This is a genomic window from Vibrio mexicanus (genome assembly GCF_001012815.1).
GTDB lineage: Bacteria > Pseudomonadota > Gammaproteobacteria > Enterobacterales > Vibrionaceae > Vibrio > Vibrio mexicanus.
On sequence record NZ_JYJP01000133.1, the window covers coordinates 36265 to 56735 of the forward strand.

Genomic DNA, 20471 nt, shown 5'->3' on the forward strand with positions numbered 1-20471 from the left:
TGAATAAGCATTAAAAGTCGTTGATCCTAAGTGAACAATAATAACGATTAATGATTTCTCTCCCGTTTCCCCGCTCTAGTAGCGGGGATTTTCTTATTAAGCGCGAGTTCTTACGGGAGTTATCCCTTTTACTGGTTTATAGACTGACTCGGTTTATAGACGGCAGAAACGAAAACGCCCCGCGATAATCGCGAGGCGCTTTAGTAGCTTTAGTCTTTGGGTATAGACGAATAAGAAGGGGTTACTCTTGGCTATCGTCTTCGATGTGTTGTTCGCTTGCCAGCTCGTCTGCTTCTAGTTCTTCAACTATCTCTTCAGTAACGATCTCAAAAGCAGGCGCAAACCAGCTGTCTAATCGGCTGCGTAGTACGTCAACGCCAATCCCTTTTAATGAAGAGAAGGCATCAACTTTAACGTCACCACCGAATCCTTTTGCTTCTTGACGAATCTTCAGAAGAGTTGCCTTACGTGCACCGCTTTTCAGCTTGTCTGCTTTAGTCAGCAATACTTGAACAGGAATGTTGCAGTCTACCGCCCAGTAGATCAGCTGTTGGTCGAGATCTTTCATTGGGTGGCGAATATCCATCAATACCACCAAGCCCTTTAGACATTTACGTTTTTGCAGGTATTCACCCAGCGACTTCTGCCACTTCTTCTTCATCTCAAGTGGAACTTGAGCAAAGCCATATCCTGGTAAATCAACAATATGGCAGCCATCATCCACTTTAAATAAGTTAATAAGCTGAGTACGACCTGGAGTTTTACTCGTCTTTGCTAGACTTCTTTGGTTAGTCAATCGGTTTAAAGAACTCGACTTACCGGCGTTGGAGCGTCCTGCAAACGCAATTTCGATCCCTTCGTCTTCAGGTAGATGACGAATGTCTGGCGCACTGGTAATGAAATGCGTGTTTTGATAATGAATTTTTACGCTCACTGTTAACTCCATCTCGACTTTGTGTAGTCGATTGATTACTTTTTTGTGAAATTGTGTAAAATAACCGTGCTCGGCATAGGGTCGCCTATTGTATCACGACTGGATACAGCAAGTGATACTGGAAGCTTGATAATTATAATGGAATGTCATGAAGAAATTAGCGCTAATCTTGAGTCTTTTAGCCAGCTGCTCCGCGTGGGCGCAAGGTAATATAGAAGCTGGTAAAGCAAAATCCGTAACTTGTGCTGCCTGTCATGGAGCAGACGGCAACAGTCAACTCGCCATTTACCCAAGCATTGCGGGTCAACATGCGAAGTACATTGAAAAGCAGTTAAAAGATTTTAAACTCGGAATGACGAGTGGCGGCAAACAAGGCCGCGTCGATCCTGTGATGGGTGGTATGGCTATGCCGCTATCAGAGCAGGATATGGCAGATCTGGCTGCGTATTACGCTTCGGTTCCGCTTGCACCGAACTCCACCCCTGAAAATGTGGTAGAGCAAGGTAAAATCTTGTACACCGCAGGTGATGCAGAGCGAGGCCTAACGGCTTGTATCGCTTGTCATGGCCCTCGTGGTAACGGTACTGAGCTATCTGGCTTCCCGAAAATCTCGGGTCAAGGTGCTGAGTACATCAAGGCGCAGCTAGAGAAATTCCGTGATGGAAGCCGTGCCAACGACATGAACGCAATGATGCGTGATGTCGCGAAGATTCTTACGGATGAAGATATCGATACTTTATCTAAATACGTTGGCGGCCTGCACTAATCAATCCCTATACTAAGAAATCATAAAAACGTTCGAGCACTGTTTTACCGAAATGCCTCAGCTTATGCTGGGGCATTTTTGGTTTGAAATTAGTGTGATTTGTTCCCACTTTGGGTTTTCCTATCGGATCGCCAGTTGGCGGTGAGCTTTGTAAGATATTTGCCATACTTGTGTCATCAAACTTTACCTTATCGTTTGTAACTTACTGTCTTTTATATGGTTATTTTTATCGGTGCTAAATGGGTAAAAATAATCGAAATGGCGCCATTGTTTCATTTCTAAGAGTGGGTAAAGTACATCCATCGGCAGGAGCTGATAACGGATTTAAGACCAAGACGGTCTCCATGGATGCAAGTTAGGATGACTTGGCAGATTGAATGGAAAAGGTAGGTAGGAAACCTACTCGATAGGGATGGTCAATTTGTCTAAAGGTTAAGACAGCAGAAACGGACCCGGCTTAGGAAGAGCTGTGTGACAGGAAGTTAAACGGAAAGCCAAAATTCATCAGGATGGTGAAAAACAACACTTGGCAGGGAAAGCTCTAAAAACAAATGGAATATTGATGCACTGCTTTGAGTGCAACACAGTTTCGCCACTTGATGGCATTTGGAAAGCGATGAGATGACTCATCGCTTTTTTTATATCTGCAGTTTGGCTGAGGGTAGATTTGGTGTGGCTTTGCATGATTTGACCAGTGAAGCAAAGCGCGAGGCACTTTTTTTTCAAATATGGTGATAAATTACACAATTTCGCTCCACTCCCTAAGCAGTTTCTGGTATGTTGCGCATCCCTGTTTGAGGTTCAAAGCATGCAAAACTGTCCTTTATGTCACAATCTAGATACGCACCATTATCACAGCGATAAGCGACGCAACTATCTGCAGTGCAGCGAGTGTCAGTTAGTATTCGTGGATCCTAAGCAACGGCTAGATGCAGAAGCTGAGAAGGCTCACTATGATCTGCACGAAAATGATCCCAGTGACCAAGGGTATCGTAGATTTTTATCTCGAATTGCCGACCCAATACTGCAGAGAGTTGAACCTCAATCCAACGGGTTAGATTTTGGTTGTGGCCCAGGTCCAACACTCTCTTTGATGTTAGAAGAGCAGGGGCACAACATGAAACTGTACGACATCTACTATCATCCGAATCGTTCGGTGCTAGAGTGTCAGTACGATTTTGTCACTGCCACAGAAGTGATAGAGCATCTCTATCATCCTGATGAAGTGTGGCAGCAATGGTTAAATTTAGTTAAGCCAGGTGGCTGGATTGGTCTGATGACTAAGATGGTCATCGATAAAGAAGCGTTTGCAACTTGGCATTATAAAAATGACGTTACTCACGTTGTCTTTTTTAGCCGTCAAACGTTCGAATATTTGGCAGAGCGGGATAAGCTCCAACTAGAATTTGTAGGCAATGATGTAATTTTGCTGAGGAAGCTCCAGAAATGAGTCGTAGTAAGAAATCAAGAAAACCAAGTGCGTTAAGACAAGACGAAGTCGTCGTTACGCGTAATCGTACAGAATCGGATGTAGAAGGTCGCCTTCGTAAGCGTTTGAAAAAGCGCAAAGGTCTTAAAACCGGTAACCGTAATTCAGAAGCGACGGAGAAGAAGCTTCGCCAAGAGCAGCAGAAACGCGATCCACGTTTAGGCAGCAAGAAGAAAATTCCTCTTATTGTTGAAGCGAAGAAGAAGCCAACTAAGCAAGAGCGTCGAATCTCAGCAGAGAAAGAGCTTGAGATGCTTGAAAACGATGCGCAACTGAATGTTCTGTTGGATCGTCTAGATAACGGCGAAAACCTAGGTGCCGGTCTACAAAAATACGTAGACGAGAAGTTAGATCGCATTGAAGTTCTAATGAAACAGCTAGGTTTGTACGAAGAAGAGCCAGAAGAGATCGAAGAAGAAGTATTCGAAGAGTCTGCGCCAAAAGCAAAGAAAGCCAAAGCGCCAGCGTCTGACGATGAGCTGCTTTCTCAGTTTGAAGGCTTAGATCTGAACGAATTTAAAGAATAAAGGGTAAAGAGTAACTAGACAATGAATGTAACCGTATTGGCAGTATTGGGTGTCCTTATCATCCTTGGGCTTGCTACATACGCAGGTTACCTTCTGCTCCAAGTTAAGAAGCAAAAGGAATTGCAACTGCGTCATCAAGCTTTAGCGATTGAAAAGCGCAACTCAAACATCTTTGAGAATGTGCATACCTTGTGTCTTGCAGGTATCCAAGGCCAGTGTGATTTGTCTGAGATCAGCATCCGTGTTTACAACATCATGGATTATGTTCAAGGCGAAGCGCGCGTGGACTTTGATGAAACCTATCCAGCAACGGCTGAGCTATACCACATCGTTAAAGACATGGCTCGCGGTGAAGAGCGTCAGAAGCTTGAAAAGCGCGATCGCATGAAGCAGAACTTAGAGCGTCATAAAGCAGAAACTCGCTTAAATGACGCCATCGTAGAAGAGCTCAAACGTCTTCAAGAAACAGTAAAGCCACTGAATAATCAGATTAATATTCAGATGATGTAGTGACTAAATGGGTTGCCATGATCCCTAACCTTGGGGCGCTCATAAGTGATCCACTTAGCAGATATACAGTTAAGTTAATAAAAAGCGCAAGGGTGGCCGAAATACGCCATTGTCGTGTGGCAAAATAGCCCCTGAAAGCGTTTAGATAGATAACACAACGGAAAACACCATGCCGCAGTCAGACATACCTAGTGAGCAAATCGTATGGGATCAGGCGATCCTAGATAAGTACAACTATTCTGGGCCACGTTACACGTCTTACCCAACTGCACTAGAGTTTCATGAAGCGTTCACCATCGCTGATTATGATATGGCGTGTACGCAGTATGAAGAGCGTCCGTTGTCGCTGTATGTCCATATCCCATTTTGTCATAAGCTTTGCTACTACTGTGGTTGTAATAAAGTCATCACTCGCCATGCTCACAAAGCGGATGAATACCTCGATGTGATTGAGCATGAAATTCGCCAACGTGCGTCTCTACTGCAAGGTCGTCGAGTGACGCAGCTGCATTTTGGTGGTGGTACACCAACGTTTTTAAGCGAGCGCCAAATCAGTCGCTTAATGGCGATTTTACGTGGTGAATTTCAGTTTGAAGTCGATGCCGAAATCAGTATCGAAGTCGATCCGCGTGAAATCGAATTGGACATGCTGGATCACCTACGCAGTGAAGGCTTTAACCGTCTAAGTATCGGTGTTCAAGATTTCAATAAAGAAGTGCAGAAGCTGGTTAACCGTGAGCAAGACGAAGATTTCATTATCGCGATGGTTAAGCGTGCCAAAGACTTAGGTTTCCGCTCGACTAACCTTGATCTGATTTACGGCCTGCCAAAGCAAACCAAAGACTCATTTGCGAATACACTTTCTCAAGTGCTAGAGATGCAGCCTGGTCGTTTGTCTGTGTTTAACTACGCTCACATGCCGCAGCTGTTTGCCGCGCAGCGTAAGATTAAAGATGAAGATCTGCCTGAGCCACAAGAGAAGATGGCGATTTTGCAAGACACCATAGCAACCCTAACGGGCGCGGGTTACCAGTTTATCGGCATGGACCACTTTGCACAGCCAGATGATGAGTTGGCTGTGGCGCAGCGCGAAGGCGTGCTTCATCGTAATTTCCAAGGTTACACCACTCAAGGAGAATGTGACTTGGTGGGTTTCGGTGTCTCTGCTATCTCAATGATTGGCGATGCTTACGCGCAAAACCAGAAAGAGTTGAAGAAGTACTACGCGCAAGTGAATGAAGAGCGTCATGCACTATGGCGGGGCGTTGCTCTCGATAGTGATGACTTACTTCGCCGTGAAGTGATTAAGCAACTGATCTGTAACTTTAAACTTGATAAGACAATGATTGAGTCAGAGTTTAAAGTGACGTTTAATCACTACTTCAAAGAAGATTTAGAGCTTCTACAAACCTTCATTAACGATGACTTAGTGGAAGTGGATGACAAAGAGATCCGCGTGACGTTACGTGGCCGTCTGTTGATTCGTAACATCTGTATGTGCTTCGATAAGTATCTACGTGATAAGGCGAGGCAGCAGCAGTTCTCTCGCGTTATATAGATTTTCTTAGTACCAAAGCGACAAATTAGAAAAGCCACCGTTTTACCTAAATCGGTGGCTTTTTTTGTATCTGAACCTCTCTACGATGCGATATGTTTATGGCGCGATGTAAGTATCGCACGCCATATCCCATAAGGCTTTGACCAGTGGGTTGTCCAACTGGGAACGCTTGCAACAGACCCCAAGCTTGAACGGCTTTATTGAAGCGACTTTGAGGCGTTGAATCTTCTCTTTCACTGGGCTGTTGTTGATCACCACGTCGGGCGCAATGCCTACGCCACAACCTAACGCCACCATACTCACAATTGCTTCATGACCGGAAACTTGGGCGTAAATAGTGGGTTTAATCTTCATGGTCTTAAACCACACATTGGCGCGCTCTCGAGCCGTTCCCGATTCGGGTACGATGAAAGGGATGGATGACCAATCCGGTTTGTCTTTCTGCAGCTCATCGGCAAAGTTACTCACGCCAATTGGCGCAATGACCGACAGTGGAATTTCACTGATGGTTTCAAACTCAATGCGAGCGGGGAGCTGCTCTGGTTGGGCAGAAATGGCAATATCGACATCGTCGGCAAGCACTTTACCTATCGCTTGGGCAGGGTCGCCAGTTGAGATCTTAAACTCAATCAAAGGGTGCTGAATTCGGAAGTCAGACAGCAAGTCGGGCAGGTGGCTATAGCTTGCGGTTACTGAACAGAACAGGCGAATCTCACCTTTCAACTCTTGCTCATTGCCATCGATCTGGGCGTTGTACTGTTGCCACTCAGACAGGATACGCAATGCGACAGGAAGCAGCTTTTTACCTGCAGGTGTGAGCTCCACACTGCGGTTATCACGTAAGAACAGACTTTGCCCAGTTTCATCCTCCAGTTTTTGGATCTGCCGGCTCAGTGCCGAAGGGCTAATATGCATCGCCGAAGCAGTTTTACTGAAGTTCTTACTATCACACAGATGAATGAACATCTGCAGGTGTTTAATATTCATAAATCGATCATCTTACGTTGCATAAATTGCAATAACTAATTGTGAATATATCACTTTAAGCAACGACTTGTCTGTTTTAGTATGAACTCATTCGGTACGAAGAGACCGACCTACATGGAACAATTTCAAAGGAGCGCCCGATATGGCTAACTATTTCAATACCCTAAACCTACGTGAGCAATTAGACCAACTTGGTCGTTGTCGTTTTATGGACCGCGAAGAGTTCGCAACAGAAGCGGATTACCTAAAAGGTAAGAAGGTCGTAATCGTAGGTTGTGGTGCTCAAGGCCTTAACCAAGGTCTAAACATGCGTGATTCAGGCCTAGACGTGGCTTACGCTCTACGCCAAGCAGCGATCGACGAGCAGCGTCAATCGTTCAAAAACGCAAAAGACAACGGTTTTGAAGTAGATAGCTACGAGAAGCTAATCCCACAAGCAGACCTCGTTATTAACCTTACTCCAGACAAGCAGCACACTAACGTTGTTGAAACGGTAATGCCGTTAATGAAAGAAGGCGCAGCACTAGGTTACTCACACGGCTTCAACGTTGTTGAAGAAGGTATGCAAATCCGTAAAGACCTAACGGTTGTTATGGTTGCACCTAAGTGTCCAGGTACAGAAGTACGTGAAGAGTACAAGCGTGGCTTCGGCGTTCCAACACTAATCGCTGTTCACCCAGAGAACGATCCAAAAGGTGAAGGTTGGGATATCGCGAAAGCATGGGCTGCAGGTACAGGTGGTCACCGCGCGGGTTGCCTAGAGTCTTCATTCGTTGCGGAAGTTAAATCTGACCTAATGGGTGAGCAAACTATCCTATGTGGCATGCTACAAGCAGGTTCTATCGTTTCTTACGAGAAGATGGTTGCTGAAGGTATCGACCCAAGCTACGCAGGTAAACTTCTACAATACGGTTGGGAAACCATCACAGAAGCACTGAAATTCGGTGGCATCACGCACATGATGGACCGTCTATCTAACCCAGCTAAAGTTAAAGCTTTCGAGCTTTCAGAAGAGCTAAAAGAGCTAATGCGTCCGCTATACAACAAGCACATGGATGACATCATCACAGGTGAGTTCTCAAGCACTATGATGGCAGACTGGGCTAACGACGACGCAAACCTACTAGGCTGGCGTGAAGAGACAGGTGAAACTGCATTCGAAAACTACCCAGCTGGCGACATCGAAATTGCAGAGCAAGAGTACTTCGATAACGGTATCCTTCTAGTGGCAATGGTTCGTGCAGGTGTTGAGCTAGCATTCGAAGCAATGACAGCATCAGGCATCATCGACGAGTCAGCGTACTACGAGTCACTACACGAGCTTCCACTAATCGCAAACACGGTTGCACGTAAGCGTCTATACGAAATGAACGTAGTAATCTCAGACACAGCAGAATACGGTAACTACCTATTCGCTAACGTAGCAACTCCGCTACTACGTGAGAAGTTCATGCCTTCAGTATCAACTGACGTTATCGGTAAAGGTCTAGGCGAAACGTCTAACCAAGTAGACAACGCAACGCTAATCGCTGTAAACGATGCAATCCGTAACCATCCAGTTGAGTACATCGGTGAAGAGCTACGTGGTTATATGACAGATATGAAGAACATCGCGGTAGGCGGCTAATTACTTGCCTTAAGGCTTCATTTCGGTGTCGAAGGTGCTCATTTACTATCGTAAACTCCGCGCCTTCTTCTAGAAATGAAACCTTAATTCTGCGTAATTCGCTAACCTCAAGAATAGGTTAGTGAGAACCCCAGACAGATGGGGTCAACAATACAAAAAAACACAACATTAATGAAAAGGCTTGGTCGCCGTTGACCAAGCCTTTTTTATTTGTGTCGCGTTGTATCCAACAGGTATGAAAAAGCCGATGCAACTGCATCGGCTTTTGAGTGTTACTTTGCTTCGAAAGCGTTGGCTTTATTTATCAGCTAACTTTCTTATCAACCAACTTGGCTTCAAGGTCCGCTAGCTTCTGTTCCATTTCTGTTAGCTTTTGGCGCGTGCGAAGTAGAACTTGAGTTTGTACATCAAACTCTTCGCGGCTTACCACGTCTAGCTTGTTCAGTTGGCCTTGGATAACTTGGCGAACCTTCTGGTCTACATCTGCACCTAGCTCTTTGACAGGAGCAGGCATAGAGTCGTGAATTTGTTTAGCAATTTGCTCTAGTTTCTTTGGATCAAACATGTGGGCATAAACTCCTATTGTGTTAGCGCTATTCTATGAGAAGCTGCCGATAATGTCGCCTACTAATCGACAACTTACCGTGCGGGCTCAAATCTATGCTCAAATAAAAAGGCCACCGAAGTGACCTTTTCTCATTATTTTGCTGAGTCGTTCAATGTAGCGTTATACGTTACTTGTTCTCAGCGAGTTCACGATGTGCCGCTTTCGCTTCATCCACACGCGCAAGTTTCTCTAAGTCCTTGTCTTCGACAAACACAGGCAGAGGCTTGTGTTTTTCAGCAAGGTAGCTGTAGATAACCGGCAGTACGAATAGCGTAAACAGAGTACCAATCGCAAGACCAGCAACGATAACAATACCGATACTAAAGCGCTGAGCAGCACCGGCACCGGTGGCGTACATCAGTGGGATAAGACCCGCGATCATCGCTGCCGTTGTCATCAGGATAGGACGAAGACGCACTTTCGCCGCTTCCATTACCGCATCCATCTTGTTTAGTTTGTTGTGTAGCTGCTCTTCTTTGGCGACTTCACAGATCAAGATACCGTGCTTGGTGATAAGACCAACCAGAGTGATCAGACCGACCTGAGAGTAGATATTCATGGTCGCTGCACCCCATGCAAGCGCAATCAAGGCGCCACAAATCGCCAGTGGCACAGACACCATGATAACCAGCGGGTCTTTAAGTGATTCAAATTGAATCGCGAGTACCAAGAAGATGATCGCCAGCGCCAAACCAAATGTTGCGTACAGCGCGCTACCTTCCGTTACGTACTGACGAGCTTCACCCATGTAGTCATGGTTGTAGCCACTTGGTAGTTTTTCGGCAGCAATGTCTTCAAACCAAGCAATGGCATCACCCATCGCTGAACCTGGCGCAGGTACCGCGCCTACGGTTGCTGAGTTTAGCTGGTTGAAGTGAGGTAGTGAGCGTGGCTCTGCAACAACATCAATGGTGATCAAGCTACCTAGTGGCACTGCAGCACCGTCCGCGGCACGTACGTAGTAGTTGTTCATCGACTCTGGGTTGAGACGCCATTTACGCTCTACCTGCGGAATCACTTCGTACGAGCGACCATTCAGGTCGATACGGTTCACGTAACCGTCTGCCATCATAGTACTTAGCGTTAAACCAATGTCTTGCATGGTCACGCCGTAGGCACCCGCTTTGTCTTTGTCGATCTTGATTTTCATCGTTGCCGAATCGTAGTTCAGATCAAGATCAGAGTAGACAAACATTGGTGAGGCATTCACCTCTGTTAGCACTTCGCTAGCAATAGTGAATAGGCTCTCAAACGCATTTGGTGTGGTAATAACGAACTGAATCGGTAGGCCAGAACCTGCACCTGGTAGCTCTGGCATCTGGAATGCCGTTACTGCCATACCTGGTACATCAGAGACTAAGTTACCCACACGGTTTGCCACTTCTGCTTGAGAGGCTTCACGCTCACTCCAAGGCACCATAGAAGCGATACCAAATGCTTGGTTCGAGTTAGGCACACCCGTAAACACCTGAGCGAAGGCCACTTCTGGCTGATCCGATAGGATATTGTTTACATCGTTCATGGTGTTTTGCATAAAGTCTAGGTTTGCGTTTGATGGCGCAGTACCCATTAGCATGATTACCCCTTTATCCTCGGAAGGTGCAAGTTCACTTGGGATGAACTTGAATAGGTAGGTAAGCTAGCAAATACAATCACGGCGAACGCTAGAATCACAGGGCGATGTTGCATTACCGCTTTAAGCATTGCTGCGTAGCGATTGGTCATGCGATCTAAGAAGTGATGAACCGTTTTCTCAAACTTGTTCGGTGCTTCGTTCGCTTTCAGCATCTTCGAACACATCATTGGCGATAGCGTTAATGCCACGATACCCGATACAAATACCGCACCCGCAAGGGTTAAGGCGAACTCTTTAAATAGTGAGCCCGTAATACCACTCATTAGCGCAATTGGCGCGTAAACTGCACCTAGTGTCAGTGTCATCGAGATAACGGGTACTGCAATTTCACGCGTACCAATAATGGCTGCGCGGAATGGCGATTCACCAAGTTTGATGTGACGGTCGACGTTCTCAAGTACAACGATAGCATCATCCACCACCAGACCGATGGCGAGTACCATTGCCAGTAGCGTCATCAAGTTCCAAGAGAAGCCCATTGCTTGCATTACCATCGCTACACCAATCAATGAGAGTGGGATAGTGACGATAGGGATGATTACCGCACGGAACGAACCAAGGAAGATGGTGATGACCACCAATACGATCACTGCCGCTTCCACAATCGTCTTGATTACTTCATTGATCGACTCGTTAATCGCAATTGTAGAGTCGTACATGATGTTCATGTCGATGTTACTTGGAAGGTTGGCTTCTAGTTGAGGTAGAAGCTCAAGCACGTCGCTGCGATGTTGATTGGGTTCGCACTTGGTGCCGCGTTAATTGCAGCAACAACAGCTTCTTCGCCGTTGGCACTCGCACGATACACGTCGTGGCTCTTCTCAAGCGTCACTTTCGCGATATCGCTTAGGCGGGTAACGTCACCCTCATCAGAGCTGATAACCAGGTTCTTAAGCTCTTCAACGTTCGATACCTGAGTATCGGCACTGCCGTTGTAAAGCACGAACTCACCCACAGCCTGACCAGTCGCAGACTGATAGTTGTTGGCGTTAAGAATGTTCATCACATCCACGGCCGTTAAGCGCAACGCGGCCATTTTGGCAGGGTCTAACCAAATACGCAGGGCGTATTTCATACCACCGTAGAGGTCAACCTTAGAGACACCGTTAACGGTAAACAGCTGTGGGTTGATTACACGTTCAAGGTAGTCAGTAATTTGGCTAGATGACAGCTCATCACTGGTGAAACCGATATACAGAACCGCGGTTGTCGAACCGGTCGACATGGTTACCGTTGGATCTTCTGACTCTTTTGGAAGCTGCGAACGAACCGAGTTGGTTTTCGCCAGAATATCCGAAAGGGCCGCGTTCGGGTCGGTGTTGAGCTTCATATTGACCGTAATGGTGGACTGACCCAGTACCGACTGGGAGGTCATGTAGTCAATATTATCGGCTTGAGCAACCGCCTGTTCGAGAGGCTGGGTAATAAAGCCTTGAACTAGGTCGGCACTGGCGCCGTAGTAGCTGGTTGTGACAGTCACAACCGTATTCGTCATTTCAGGGTATTCACGAACCTGCATTTTGAAGATGGCCTGCATACCAAGCAGGGCAATCAAAAAGCTGATCGATACCGCTAAAACTGGACGTTTAATGAAAACATCAGTAAAGCGCATTACTTATCCCCTTACAGCATTGGTGTTTCAGCTGGTGGCGTTGTTGCATCGCTCTCTACCACACGAACTTTCGCATCATTACTTAAACGAACTTGGCCAGAAGTCACGATTCGGTCACCTGGGTTTACGCCTTCAAGAATGTGCGCGATCTCTTCGGTGCGTTCGCCCACTTTAACCACTTGCTGCTTAACGCGCGTTTCACCTTCAACTTCTGAAATCACGTAAACGTTGTCACCGTAAAGCGTAAAGGTGATCGCGGTTTGTGGCAGGGTTACTTGGTTTTCAAGCGTTGGTAGGATGATGTTAGCGCGAGCGAACATACCGCTTCGTAGCTGACCATCGCTGTTTGGAATATCTGCCTGAACTTGGATCAAACCACTTTGGATGCTAACGGCAGGTTCAATGGCTGAGATTGAGCCTTTGAAAGTGCGGTTTGGATACGCGTCGACGGAGATATCCACCGATTGGTTGATTTTGATGCGAGAGATGTCTGTTTGCGGCACCGTGAAGCGCAGGCGCATCACGCTGGTATCTTCTAAACGAACAATCTTAGTACCGGATTGTAGGTATTGGCCCAAGTATACGTCGCGAATACCGACCACGCCTGAGAACGGTGCTTTGATTTCACGACGCCCAATAGAGGCTTTCAAGCTCTCGATATCGGCCGATAGAGAGAAGAAGTTTGCTTCTGCTTCGTCAAATGCTTCTTTAGAGATAGAACCTTTCTTGTAAAGACCTTGGTAGCGCTTAAACTTTGCTTCTGCAGCAGGCAGGCGAGCTTCAGCACTCTTAAGGTTGGCTTTTTCTACATTGGAGTCGAGTTGTACCAGAAGTTGGTCTTCTTCAACCTGTGCACCAGATTGAAATGCGATGCGTTCAATCACGCCGCTAGTTTCATTGGCAATCGTGACACCTTGGTTAGGTTCGATAAAACCGATCGCTCGATCACCGGAACCCAATCGACCGCTTCAACATCAACAGCAGTCACTGGGAACTCAGGTTCTGGGCGATTCGCCAAGTATTCAGCGATTTTTTGTTGTTTGAATAAATTGAAACCTATCACGCTGCCGAACAGAAGTACGGCGATAAGTAACATAAAGAAAGTCCACTTTTTCATTCTGACTAGAACTCCAAATTAGTGATTTATGATGGCGTCCCAACTGGCTTCCATTGCGGCACGTAATGCCTCACCTTCCAGTTGATATAGACCCATTGACTGTTTTCGAGCAAGCACGACGCTGGTTTCAAAACTTAAGCCAGCCAGCACAGGGTTTTCGAGTGGCTTAAAAATGCCTTGCTCTTTGCCTTGTTCAAACAGCTCATTGATTTTAGAGAACATCTCTCGCTCAAGCTGCCTGTTTTCTGGGTTGTGGGCACACGGCAAAGAGTCGTATTGCACACGGCTACTTAAGGTTGTTGAGCTAGATGAAGCCAACGTCCAAATATTCATCCACATGGTGCAGTAACGTTCTTTCAAAGACATGTCATCACGTAAACCCGCTTGCACACTACTGGCAATACGTTTGACAACATGCAAACGGACCTCATCAAGAAGATGTTCTTTGTCTTCGAAATAACGATAGATGGTTCCTGCGGCAACCTTGGCTTCTTTAGCGACTTTCTGCATAGAAAGGCCTTGAAACCCAGATTCGGCGATCAGTTTTTCTGCAGCCTCTATAATTAAGGTGCGCTTATCATTGGATTTATCAGTTACCATGAATGCATAACAAATGAATGAACGTTCATTCATTATAAACCATAACTATGAATCCTATGCAACAATGTTTTGCGAAACGTAAGAATTCTTTACATTGAGAATAATTGCTTAGAGGCAACTTTCTACTGAAATGAACTTCTATTGAAACGACTTACTTTAGAAACAACTTACTTTAGAAACATAGCAATCTGATGAGGTCAGGATTATTATAGCCGCCAAGAAATGACCAGACTGAGATCCCCATGAAGCTAAACCCAAGACAAGATGAAGCGGTAAAATACGTCTCTGGCCCATGCCTAGTGCTGGCGGGTGCAGGCTCGGGTAAAACACGCGTAATTACCAACAAAATTGCGTATCTGGTTCAGCAGTGTGACTACAAAGCTCGCAACATCGCAGCGGTAACCTTTACCAATAAGGCCGCGCGCGAAATGAAAGAGCGTGTCGGTCAAACATTGGGTAAAGCGGAATCGAAAGGCTTGATGGTCTCGACCTTCCACACATTGGGCCTCAATATCATTCGTCGCGAGTACAAAGCTTTAGGTCTAAAAGCGGGTTTTTCTCTATTTGATGACCAAGACCAAATGGCGCTGCTAAAAGAGTTAACAGAAAAGCAGCTCGATGGAGACAAAGACCTCCTTCGCCAACTGCTTAGTACCATTTCTAATTGGAAGAATGGCATGTTGACCGCCGAGCAAGCCAAAGCGCGTGCTCAAGGTGAACAGCAGCAACTCTTCGCTTTTTGCTATGAGATGTACCTCAAGCAGATGAAGGCTTACAACGCGCTGGATTTTGATGATCTGATCTCGTTGCCAGTACTGTTGCTACGAACCAATGAAGAGGTGCGTACTCGCTGGCAAAACCGTATTCGCTACTTGCTGGTGGACGAATATCAAGACACCAACACCAGTCAGTATGAACTGGTGAAGCTAATTGTCGGTGAACGTGGCCGCTTAACAGTAGTAGGCGATGATGACCAGTCTATCTATTCTTGGCGTGGTGCAAAACCGCAGAACTTGGTGCTACTTGGTGAGGATTACCCTAATCTTCGTTTGATTAAGCTCGAGCAGAACTATCGCTCAACCAGTCGTATTCTTCGCGCTGCTAACATCTTGATTGCTAATAACCCGCACGTTTATGAGAAATCGCTGTTCTCAGAAATTCCAGACGGGGAAAAACTCAAAGTGTTGATGGCCAAAAATGAAGAGCACGAGGCGGAGCGTATTACCGGTGAGCTTATTGCGCATAAGTTCCTAAATCGCACCGAATATCGAGACTACGCGGTGCTTTATCGTGGTAACCATCAGTCACGCTTAATTGAAAAGTATCTGATGCAAAACCGAGTGCCTTATAAGCTCTCGGGTGGTACTTCCTTCTTTGCTCGCGCGGAAATAAAAGACATTATGGCGTACCTGCGCGTGCTGGTGAACCCAGATGACGATAATGCTTTCTTGCGTATTGTGAATACGCCGCGTCGAGAGATTGGCCCAGTGACGCTTGAAAAATTGGGCAGCTACGCCAACATGCGTGGCAAAAGTTTGTTTGATGCCAGTTTTGAGATGGGGTTAGAGCAGCACTTATCGGGTCGAGGTTTAGAAAATCTGCGTCGCTTTACCCAGTGGATCGTGCAAATAGGCGATAACGCAGAGCGTGGCAATACTGTTGAAGCAGTTCGCTCGCTCGTTCGCGATATCAATTACGAAGATTGGCTATACGAAACCTCTTCAAGCCCGAAAGCGGCCGAAATGCGCATGAAAAACGTGTCGGATCTTTATTCATGGATCGTGGCCGATTTGGAAGGCGATAACTACGATAAAGAAGAGAAGACATTAAAAGAGGTCGTTCAACGTCTGACACTGCGCGACATGATGGAACGTGGAGAGGAAGAAGATGAAGCGGATGCGGTGCAACTGATGACGCTTCATGCATCGAAAGGTTTGGAATTCCCATATGTGTATTTAATGGGAAGTGAAGAGGGCATCTTGCCGCACCAAACCAGTATCGATGAAGACAACGTCGAAGAAGAGCGCCGCCTAATGTATGTAGGCATTACTCGAGCACAGAAAGAGTTGACCTTTACTATGTGTAAAGAGCGCCGCCAGTTTGGCGAGTTGATTAAGCCAACACAAAGCCGCTTCTTGGATGAGCTCCCGTTTGATGATGTGGAGTGGGAACAGAAGAAGAAAGCGGTATCGGCAGAAGAGCGTATGGAAAAAGGCCAAGCCCATATTGCTAATATACGGGCGATGTTTAAGAAGTAGCGTTACAACGCAGATTTTAGACCAAAGATTTGTTCTCAAAACTAAAAAGGCTTGCTCCTCACGAGCAAGCCTTTTGTATAAGAGTATATAAAGCTTATAGATCTTTAATCATATGGTCGATGGCTGCGATAACTTCGTCATCTGAACAATCCATACATGAACCACGTGCTGGCATCGCATTGAAGCCATTGATTGCGTGATCATTTAGAATGTCGCGACCTTGAGCAATACGTGGAGCCCAAGCGCCTGCATCACCTGTCTTAGGTGCACCAGCAACACCGGCACCGTGACAAGCGGTACAAAACATACCATAAACAGTTGCACCATCGCGCGGGCCAGAAGGCTCAGCAGCGACAGGCTCAGCACCCACTAGGTAAACATCACCAACAGGCTTAATACGCTCAGCGATCGCGTCATATTCTTCTTGGCTAACATTGGCGGCAAAAGAGGCGGCTGAAAAAGTCACGGCTGCGACCAAAGCGGTTATTACTTTTCGAGACATATCCATTAAACTCACTTTACGTTCCTGAAGGTAAGTACGTGCTTACCTAATTATTAGAGTGTCGAATTGATTTTAGCTTATCGCTGTTAAATCAATGTAAATAATGGGTGATTATATCCTGATAACTTGTTGCAATAAACAGCAAGTTAGCGGAGGTTGGGGAGTTATCACTCGTGAAATAGGTCTTTGTCACACTTTAATCGTTGAAAAAGGCACCAAACAGTAAAAAAAGTTGAAAAAGTACTAGACGCCATAGTGTGATATACGTATTATTCCCATCCGCCGATAGGGCATGCGCCCGTAGCTCAGCTGGATAGAGCGTTGGCCTCCGGAGCCAAAGGTCGAAGGTTCGAATCCTTTCGGGCGCGCCATCCGGATGCTTACACAAGTAAGTGAAATATTGGCGAAAGAAAAAATGGTGGCTATAGCTCAGTTGGTAGAGCCCTGGATTGTGATTCCGGTGGTCGCGAGTTCGAATCTCGTTAGCCACCCCATTTTTCTCTTGGAATAAGCGGGACCAGAGAGTTGACCCTCTATAACGTAACCAAGTAAAAAAATACTATGTCGGTGAATAGCGCAGCTTGGTAGCGCATCTGGTTTGGGACCAGAGGGTCGGGGGTTCGAATCCCTCTTCACCGACCACTATTATTATTTATGGCTTTTCAAGCGGTAAATACAAAAAATTGATGGTGGCTATAGCTCAGTTGGTAGAGCCCTGGATTGTGATTCCGGTGGTCGCGAGTTCGAATCTCGTTAGCCACCCCATTGATTTCGGTGAATAGCGCAGCTTGGTAGCGCATCTGGTTTGGGACCAGAGGGTCGGGGTTCGAATCCCTCTTCACCGACCACTACACGAAACCCTCGTCGAAAGACGAGGGTTTTTTGCTTTCTGGAACTCATTCGTGCATTCGAACCAAGTGTGGGTTCGCCTGATGTTCAAGAAATAGCTCTCCACCGACCATCATTAAAAAAGCCTCATCAGAAATGATGAGGCTTTTTACTTTCTGGAACTCATTCATGTATTCGAACCAAGAGTGGGTTCGCCTGTTGTTCAAGAAACAGCTCTTCATCGACCATCATTAAGAAGCCTCGCCAGTAATGACGGGGCTTTTTTACATCTCTTGATCATGTATTTGTGCACATATCGAGTCGGGCTCTGGAAGCCCAGTCGCATCGAATTCCTCTTCACCGACCATCGTTAAAAAATCTCAACTTGCTGATCATGTCAGCAATGGCATTCCACTTCACTCTCACATCTCTTATCCAAACTATTCACTGACACCTAAGATACAGAGCACAATTAGTACTTTTTCATGCCTTATTAGTGAGAAAATATAGGCCGTTTTATCGCATCAATCAGCGGGGGTTCGATCGGCTGCTATACTTCCTCTTTAATGCCTGAATGAGAGATATTTTTCTCAGATTAAATAGTTTGGCGCGATTTTCATTGTTTGTGCAGAAAGGTTTTATAGTTTTTTATCAGATGGATTATCTAATAAATGGGATCTATTCAGATCTTATATATCGATAATGTGAGTTAAATTGGTTTTTGTTTTTGTTTTGTTAATTCAAACCAAGATAAAAGCTCTGGTGAATTATTCAAACTGAGTTTTTTATATAATTTTGTTTTACTCTCCTCAGTTAGCCATAAAATCTATTCGTGACGACCACTAATGAGTCTTGAATAAATTGGTAATACCAATATTTAATGCACTTTTGTTGCATATATATATGGGTATGCTGCTCTAAAAATGCTCAATCTCGCTTTTTTATCCTCTATTTGTTGCTTTTCTGTGAAATATTTGCCAAATTGATGACCTTATAAAATACCAGAACAATATACTGGTAAGAATGGATTCAATTTAAGGCCACCCTTGTTTCAAATTTGGTGGCCGCAGACAGGGCAGAAAACTGTCACGCAGTAGAGGTCTGGTTAATGTCACTTTTAGAAGTTAAAAATCTTCGTATCGAGTACCCATCTCGTCACGGTGTTCACGCAGCGGTAAAGTCACTTTCGTTCAACATTGAACGCGGTGAGATTGTAGGTGTTGTTGGTGAATCTGGTGCAGGTAAGTCAACGGTTGGTAACGCGGTTATCGACCTACTGAGCCCTCCTGGGCAAATCGCTAGTGGTGAAGTATTCCTTGATGGGGAAAAGGTTTCGGGCCTAACTCCTGAAGAGATGCGCAAAGTTCGCGGTTCCAAAATCGGTTTCATTTTCCAAGATCCGATGACGTCGTTGAACCCTCTATTTACGGTTGAACATCAGTTGAAAGAGACGATCCATGCCAATATGAAGGTATCGGATCAAGAAGCCTACGATCGCGCTTTGTCTTTGATGGAACAGGTGGGCATTCCTCAACCAGAAAACCGTTTAAAACAGTTCCCTCACCAATTCTCTGGCGGTATGCGTCAGCGTGTGGTTATTGCGATTGCATTGGCTGGTGAACCTGATCTTATTATTGCCGACGAACCAACCACGGCACTGGATGTTTCGATTCAAGACCAAATCTTGGGTTTGATTCGCGATTTGTGTATTAAGAAAAACGTGGGTTGTATGTTGGTAACCCACGATATGGGCGTGGTATCGAACGTGACTGACCGCGTTGCGGTTATGTACCGTGGCGATTTGGTCGAGTTTGGTCCAACACAGAAAGTTCTCGGTGACCCAGATCATTCCTACACTCGTAGCCTAATTTCAGCCGTACCACGTTCTGATGTGAAGCTAGATCGCTTCCCGCTGGTAAGCTACATCGAAGAAGCGCACGAGATGGAGCCGCTAGATGTGAAGAATCACTGGTTAGGCCAAAGCCAAGACCATCGTGATTACACTGGCCCTCTATTGAATGTAGAGAACGTTAACCTGCGCTTCGTGACTAAAGATTCGCTGTTTGAAAGCCGTCGTGAGTATGTTCAGGCATCGAACAATGTAAGCTTCGAAGTATTTGAGGGTGAGACCTTTGGTTTGGTAGGTGAGTCGGGTTCGGGTAAATCGACCATTGCTCGTGTTATTGCGGGTCTGTACGCGCCAAACTCAGGTAAAGTCACGTTTGAAGGCATCGATCTGACTGGCTTGAAATCAGAACAAGAACGTCGTCCGCTGCGTCGCCAAATGCAGATGGTATTCCAAAACCCATACACTTCGATGAACCCGCGTATGAAGATCTTTGACATCATCGCGGAGCCAATTCGTTTCCACAAGTTAACCAAAAATGAAGCGGAAACTCGCCAGATCGTGAACGATCTACTTGATCACGTTGGTTTAGGCGTGATGGCAGGTGTGAAGTACCCACATGAATTTTCGGGTGGTCAGCGTCAGCGTATTTCGATTGCGCGCGCACTGGCAACTCGCCCTCGTTTATTGATTTGTGATGAACCAACGTCTGCTTTGGATGTGTCGGTTCAGGCGCAGATTCTTAATCTATTAAAAGATCTACAAGATGAGTTAAATCTCACCATGCTGTTCATCAGTCACGATCTGCCGGTGATTCGTCAGATGTGTGATCGTGTTGGTGTGATGCAGATGGGAACGCTTTTGGAGGTTGCACCGACAGAGCAACTCTTCACGTCGCCTCAGCATGAATACAGCAAACAACTGATTTCTTTAATGCCGGAGTTTACTGGCCTCAGAGAAGATCTAAAAACGGCTTAAGCGGCCTGAGACCTTTTGGCCTACAGGTAACCCCAAGCTCGCTTGGGAACAAATAACAGAAGCAAACACAACAATTAGGGACTTGGATC

At 45.9% G+C, this 20471-nt stretch carries 14 protein-coding genes, 5 tRNA genes and 2 pseudogenes; 13 read left to right on the top strand and 8 right to left on the bottom strand.

Annotated elements, in window-relative coordinates; genetic code table 11:
- Positions 1–241: 241 nt before the first annotated feature.
- Positions 242–934 (bottom strand): ribosome biogenesis GTP-binding protein YihA/YsxC, encoded by a 693-nt coding sequence (gene yihA / locus UA76_RS20450; RefSeq protein WP_047049727.1) that lies wholly within the window; start codon positions 932–934, stop codon positions 242–244.
- Positions 935–1082: 148 nt separating this feature from the next.
- On the opposite strand from yihA, the gene UA76_RS20455 reads away from it, so the two are divergent.
- The 5 genes from UA76_RS20455 to hemN all read left to right on the top strand — a co-directional run bounded on the left by UA76_RS20455 (position 1083) and on the right by hemN (position 5784).
- On the top strand, positions 1083–1700 hold the full coding sequence (locus UA76_RS20455; protein WP_047049728.1) for a c-type cytochrome: 618 nt from the start codon (positions 1083–1085) through the stop codon (positions 1698–1700).
- Positions 1701–2508: 808 nt separating this feature from the next.
- Entirely contained in the window at positions 2509–3150 is a 642-nt protein-coding gene (locus tag UA76_RS20460) for a class I SAM-dependent methyltransferase (RefSeq protein ID WP_047049729.1), read from the top strand.
- Positions 3147–3716 carry a Der GTPase-activating protein YihI gene (gene yihI / locus UA76_RS20465; RefSeq protein ID WP_047049730.1) on the top strand — a complete coding sequence of 190 codons (570 nt, stop codon included), beginning with the start codon at positions 3147–3149 and terminating at the stop codon, positions 3714–3716. Before UA76_RS20460 ends, yihI begins: the two co-directional genes overlap by 4 nt.
- 21 nt (positions 3717–3737) lie before the next feature.
- Positions 3738–4226: a DUF2489 domain-containing protein gene (locus UA76_RS20470; protein WP_047049731.1), complete on the top strand. Its 489-nt coding sequence runs from the start codon at positions 3738–3740 to the stop codon at positions 4224–4226.
- 169 nt (positions 4227–4395) lie between these two features.
- Positions 4396–5784 carry an oxygen-independent coproporphyrinogen III oxidase gene (gene hemN, locus UA76_RS20475; RefSeq protein WP_047049732.1) on the top strand — a complete coding sequence of 463 codons (1389 nt, stop codon included), beginning with the start codon at positions 4396–4398 and terminating at the stop codon, positions 5782–5784.
- A 96-nt stretch (positions 5785–5880) separates the two neighbouring features.
- Here hemN and ilvY read toward each other — a convergent pair whose 3' ends face one another.
- Complete coding sequence (ilvY, locus tag UA76_RS20480; RefSeq protein WP_047049733.1) at positions 5881–6771, bottom strand: HTH-type transcriptional activator IlvY; 891 nt, start codon at positions 6769–6771, stop codon at positions 5881–5883.
- A gap of 142 nt (positions 6772–6913) precedes the next feature.
- On the opposite strand from ilvY, the gene ilvC reads away from it, so the two are divergent.
- Positions 6914–8398 carry a ketol-acid reductoisomerase gene (gene ilvC / locus UA76_RS20485; protein WP_047049734.1) on the top strand — a complete coding sequence of 495 codons (1485 nt, stop codon included), beginning with the start codon at positions 6914–6916 and terminating at the stop codon, positions 8396–8398.
- Between the two features lie 304 nt (positions 8399–8702).
- On the opposite strand, the gene ubiK is transcribed toward ilvC, so the two are convergent.
- The 4 genes and pseudogenes from ubiK to UA76_RS20505 form a co-directional block, all read right to left on the bottom strand.
- Positions 8703–8963 (bottom strand): ubiquinone biosynthesis accessory factor UbiK, encoded by a 261-nt coding sequence (ubiK, locus tag UA76_RS20490; RefSeq protein WP_047049735.1) that lies wholly within the window; start codon positions 8961–8963, stop codon positions 8703–8705.
- Between the two features lie 169 nt (positions 8964–9132).
- A pseudogene (locus UA76_RS20495) lies at positions 9133–12253 on the bottom strand (multidrug efflux RND transporter permease subunit).
- Between the two features lie 11 nt (positions 12254–12264).
- Positions 12265–13370 (bottom strand): annotated as a pseudogene (locus UA76_RS20500) (efflux RND transporter periplasmic adaptor subunit).
- Between the two features lie 18 nt (positions 13371–13388).
- A complete protein-coding gene (locus UA76_RS20505) occupies positions 13389–13970 on the bottom strand; it encodes a TetR/AcrR family transcriptional regulator (RefSeq protein WP_157617701.1) in 582 nt (193 codons plus the stop codon).
- A gap of 242 nt (positions 13971–14212) precedes the next feature.
- Here UA76_RS20505 and rep point away from each other — a divergent pair, with 242 nt between their 5' ends.
- Positions 14213–16228, top strand: coding sequence for a DNA helicase Rep (gene rep, locus UA76_RS20510; RefSeq protein ID WP_047049737.1), 2016 nt, complete (start codon positions 14213–14215; stop codon positions 16226–16228).
- A 94-nt stretch (positions 16229–16322) separates the two neighbouring features.
- Here the strand turns inward: rep and UA76_RS20515 are convergent, their stop codons facing one another.
- Positions 16323–16736, bottom strand: a complete 414-nt coding sequence (locus UA76_RS20515; protein ID WP_047049738.1) for a c-type cytochrome — start codon at positions 16734–16736, stop codon at positions 16323–16325.
- Between the two features lie 288 nt (positions 16737–17024).
- Here UA76_RS20515 and UA76_RS20520 point away from each other — a divergent pair.
- From UA76_RS20520 to UA76_RS20540, 5 genes are all read left to right on the top strand, one after another.
- A tRNA-Arg gene (locus UA76_RS20520) sits at positions 17025–17101 on the top strand.
- A 47-nt stretch (positions 17102–17148) separates the two neighbouring features.
- Positions 17149–17224, top strand: a tRNA-His gene (locus UA76_RS20525).
- A gap of 71 nt (positions 17225–17295) precedes the next feature.
- A tRNA-Pro gene (locus UA76_RS20530) sits at positions 17296–17372 on the top strand.
- Positions 17373–17419: 47 nt separating this feature from the next.
- Positions 17420–17495 (top strand) — tRNA-His (locus UA76_RS20535).
- Between the two features lie 7 nt (positions 17496–17502).
- A tRNA-Pro gene (locus tag UA76_RS20540) sits at positions 17503–17578 on the top strand.
- Between the two features lie 48 nt (positions 17579–17626).
- Here the strand turns inward: UA76_RS20540 and UA76_RS23780 are convergent.
- The gene (locus UA76_RS23780; RefSeq protein WP_157617699.1) at positions 17627–17785 is read right to left on the bottom strand and encodes a hypothetical protein; all 159 of its coding nucleotides are present in this window, start codon (positions 17783–17785) and stop codon (positions 17627–17629) included.
- 881 nt (positions 17786–18666) lie between these two features.
- Here UA76_RS23780 and UA76_RS20545 point away from each other — a divergent pair.
- Positions 18667–20382: a dipeptide ABC transporter ATP-binding protein gene (locus UA76_RS20545; RefSeq protein WP_047049739.1), complete on the top strand. Its 1716-nt coding sequence runs from the start codon at positions 18667–18669 to the stop codon at positions 20380–20382.
- The last annotated feature ends 89 nt before the right edge of the window (positions 20383–20471 follow it).

Bases quoted from the DNA above. Each gene is read 5' to 3' on its own strand.
- UA76_RS20455 (WP_047049728.1), top strand. From the start codon at position 1,083: ATGAAGAAATTAGCGCTAATCTTGAGTCTTTTAGCCAGCTGCTCCGCG.
- UA76_RS20460 (WP_047049729.1), top strand. From the start codon at position 2,509: ATGCAAAACTGTCCTTTATGTCACAATCTAGATACGCACCATTATCAC.
- yihI (WP_047049730.1), top strand. From the start codon at position 3,147: ATGAGTCGTAGTAAGAAATCAAGAAAACCAAGTGCGTTAAGACAAGAC.
- UA76_RS20470 (WP_047049731.1), top strand. From the start codon at position 3,738: ATGAATGTAACCGTATTGGCAGTATTGGGTGTCCTTATCATCCTTGGG.
- hemN (WP_047049732.1), top strand. From the start codon at position 4,396: ATGCCGCAGTCAGACATACCTAGTGAGCAAATCGTATGGGATCAGGCG.
- ilvY (WP_047049733.1), bottom strand. From the start codon at position 6,771: ATGAATATTAAACACCTGCAGATGTTCATTCATCTGTGTGATAGTAAG.
- ilvC (WP_047049734.1), top strand. From the start codon at position 6,914: ATGGCTAACTATTTCAATACCCTAAACCTACGTGAGCAATTAGACCAA.
- ubiK (WP_047049735.1), bottom strand. From the start codon at position 8,963: ATGTTTGATCCAAAGAAACTAGAGCAAATTGCTAAACAAATTCACGAC.
- UA76_RS20505 (WP_157617701.1), bottom strand. From the start codon at position 13,970: ATGGTAACTGATAAATCCAATGATAAGCGCACCTTAATTATAGAGGCT.
- rep (WP_047049737.1), top strand. From the start codon at position 14,213: ATGAAGCTAAACCCAAGACAAGATGAAGCGGTAAAATACGTCTCTGGC.
- UA76_RS20515 (WP_047049738.1), bottom strand. From the start codon at position 16,736: ATGGATATGTCTCGAAAAGTAATAACCGCTTTGGTCGCAGCCGTGACT.
- UA76_RS20545 (WP_047049739.1), top strand. From the start codon at position 18,667: ATGTCACTTTTAGAAGTTAAAAATCTTCGTATCGAGTACCCATCTCGT.